Below are 3174 nucleotides of genomic sequence, written 5' to 3'. Positions count from 1 at the left end.
TTCATCGCGGCGCCCCCGCTGGTGCGCGCGGTGTTCCGCCTCCCGTCCCCCCGCGGTCCCGGCGCCCAGCCGGCCGAGCTCGCCGCGCCCGTCGTCAAGGAGGCCGCCGCGTGAGCGCCGTCGCCGCCCCCGCCCCCGCGCGCGCCGCGGCGGGCAAGCCGCTGCCGCCGATCTCGTACAAGGCGCCGATCGCCTACGGCGCGGTCGCCGCCGTCGCGCTGCTGCTGTTCGGGATCCTGCCGGCCTCGGGCCGCGAGACCTCGTTCACGATGTTCGCGCCCGGCGAGAACATTGAGTTCACGGTCCCGTCCAAGCTGACGGCGATCGTGCTCTGCCTGATCGCGCTCGGGCTGGCCGCGTGGTCGTTCCAGGCGGTGCGGACCCGGCGCAAGGTCGGCGTGTGGCTCCCCGCCCTCTACGCGGTGGTGCTGGTGTTCGCGCTGCTGACCTGGGCCGTCGCCGGCAAGGCGCAGCCGCTGCCGCTCACCAGCCTGCTGCAGGGTTCGCTGTTCCTGGCGGTGCCGCTCGTGTTCGGCGCCCTGGCCGGCCTGGTGAGCGAGCGGTCGGGCATCATCAACATCGCCATCGAGGGCCAGCTGCTCGCCGGCGCGTTCCTCGCCGCGGTGGTCGCGACCATCACCTCCAGCGCCTACGTCGGCCTCATCGCCGCGCCCATCGCCGGCGCCCTGGTGTCCGCCCTGCTGGTGGCGTTCGCGATCAAGTACGTGGTCGACCAGATCATCGTCGGCGTCGTGCTCAACGTGCTGGTCGTGGGCATCACCAGCTACCTGTTCTCCACCGTGCTCAAGGAGAACGCCGGCACGCTCAACACGCCGCCGCGCCTGCCGACGCTGGCCATCCCCGGGCTCGCCGACATCCCGGTGATCGGCCCGGTGCTGTTCCGCCAGACGATCCTCGTCTACCTCATGTACGTCGTGGTGATCGTCCTGCAGGTCCTGGTCTTCCGGAGCCGCTGGGGCCTGCGGATGCGCGCCGTCGGCGAGCACCCGAAGGCCGCGGACACCGTCGGCATCAAGGTCAACCGCACCCGGGTGTGGAACACGCTGCTCGGCGGCGCCATCGCCGGCCTCGGCGGCGCGTTCTTCACCGTCGCCAACGGCCTGGCGTTCGGCAAGGAGATGACCGGCGGCAAGGGCTTCATCGCCCTCGCCGCGATGATCCTCGGCCGGTGGAGCCCGAAGGGCGCGCTCGCCGCGGCCCTGCTGTTCGGCTTCGCCGACAACCTGCAGGTGGTGCTCGGCATCATCGGCACGCCGATCCCGAGCCAGATCATGCTGATGACCCCGTACGTCGTGACGATCTTCGCGGTCGCCGGGCTGGTCGGCCGGGTGCGCGCACCCGCCGCGGAGGGCATCGCCTACGTGAAGTGAGCACGTCACGACCGCCGTCGCCCGCGCAGGGCGGCGGCGGTCGTGCTTCACGGGCACACTCGGGAGCGTCCGAGCAGGTGCCGTGAGACGCCCCGGTCGCCCGGGGAGAACAGGAGACCGGCTGTGCCGGAGAGGCCCGAGATCGACTGGGACGCCCTGCGTGCCGCCGCCACCGAGGTGATGCACCGCGCGTACGTCCCGTACTCGAAGTTCCCCGTCGGCGTCGCGGCGCTGGTGGACGATGGCCGCGTGGTCGTCGGCTGCAACGTCGAGAACGCCTCCTACGGCCTGACGCTGTGCGCCGAGTGCGCGCTGGTGTCCGGCCTGCACGTGTCCGGCGGCGGGCGCCTCGTGGCGTTCGCCTGCGTGGACGCGCACGGGAACGCCCTGATGCCGTGCGGCCGCTGCCGCCAGCTCCTCTGGGAGCACGGGGGTCCCGACCTGCTCGTCGACACGGTGAGCGGGATCAAGCCGATGACCGAGGTGCTGCCGGACGCGTTCGGGCCGGCCGACCTGGTCGAGAGGAAGTCGCAGTGAGCACCGAGAAGTTCGACGCCGTCGACGTCATCGTCGCCAAGCGCGACAAGAAGCGCCTGACCGACGCGCAGATCGACTGGGTCATCGACGCGTACACCCGCGGCGTGGTCGCCGAGGAGCAGATGTCCGCCCTCAACATGGCGATCCTGCTCAACGGGATGGACCGCGCGGAGATCTCGCGGTGGACCGCCGCGATGATCGCGTCCGGCGAGCGGATGGACTTCTCCGGCCTGCGCCGGCCCACCGCGGACAAGCACTCGACGGGCGGCGTCGGCGACAAGATCACCTTGCCGCTCGCGCCCCTGGTGGCCGTGTTCGACGTCGCGGTCCCGCAGCTGTCCGGCCGCGGCCTCGGCCACACCGGCGGCACCCTGGACAAGCTCGAGTCGATCCCGGGCTGGCGCGCGGCGCTGTCGAACGACGAGATGATGGCGCAGCTCGACGGCCCCGGCGCCGTGATCTGCCAGGCCGGCTCGGGTCTTGCGCCCGCCGACCGCAAGCTCTACGCGTTGCGCGACGTCACGGGCACCGTCGAGGCGATCCCGCTCATCGCGTCGTCGATCATGAGCAAGAAGATCGCCGAGGGCACCGGCGCGCTGGTGCTGGACGTCAAGGTCGGCTCGGGCGCGTTCATGAAGGACCTCGACCGCGCCCGCGAGCTCGCCCGCACCATGGTCGACCTGGGCACCGACGCCGGCGTGAACACCGTCGCGCTGCTCACCGACATGTCGACGCCGCTCGGCCTCACCGCGGGCAACGCGCTCGAGGTCCGGGAGTCGCTCGAGGTGCTCGCCGGCGGCGGCCCGTCCGACGTCGTCGACCTGACCGTCGCGCTGGCCGAGGAGATGCTGGCCGCGGCCGGTCGCCCCGGCGAGGACGTGCGGGCCGCGCTGTCCGACGGCCGGGCGATGGACGTGTGGCGCCGGATGATCGAGGCGCAGGGCGGCGACGCGGACGCGCCGCTGCCGGTCGCGCGGCACACCGAGCAGGTGCTGGCCCCGGCCGACGGCGTGCTGACCCGGCTCGACGCGTACGCGGTGGGCATCGCGGCGTGGCGCCTCGGCGCCGGCCGCGCCCGCAAGGAGGACCCGGTGCAGGCCGGCGCGGGCGTGGAGCTGCACGCCAAGCCGGGCCAGCCTGTGCGCAAGGGCGAGCCGCTGCTGACGCTGCACACGGACACCCCGGAGCGGTTCGCGCGCGCGAAGGAGGCCCTGGAGGGCGGCTTCGACGTCGCCGCCGAGGCCGT

Annotated in this window: 3 protein-coding genes; all 3 read left to right on the top strand. The window is 73.0% G+C overall.

The genetic code is table 11. The features are described from left to right. Positions 1-110: 110 nt before the first annotated feature. Positions 111-1391, top strand: a complete 1281-nt coding sequence (locus tag VER05_RS02395) for an ABC transporter permease (protein ID WP_324843802.1) — start codon at positions 111-113, stop codon at positions 1389-1391. Between the two features lie 123 nt (positions 1392-1514). Next, on the top strand, positions 1515-1928 hold the full coding sequence (locus VER05_RS02390; RefSeq protein WP_324843801.1) for a cytidine deaminase: 414 nt from the start codon (positions 1515-1517) through the stop codon (positions 1926-1928). Beyond that, the coding region (locus tag VER05_RS02385) for a thymidine phosphorylase (protein WP_324843800.1) at positions 1925-3174 on the top strand (1250 nt) is incomplete at its 3' end. The genes VER05_RS02390 and VER05_RS02385, both read left to right, overlap by 4 nt.

The organism is Cellulomonas sp., assembly GCF_035634735.1.
GTDB lineage: Bacteria > Actinomycetota > Actinomycetes > Actinomycetales > Cellulomonadaceae > Cellulomonas.
Note: the sequence above shows the minus strand (reverse complement) of the source record. Positions and strands in the feature narration are given on the sequence as shown.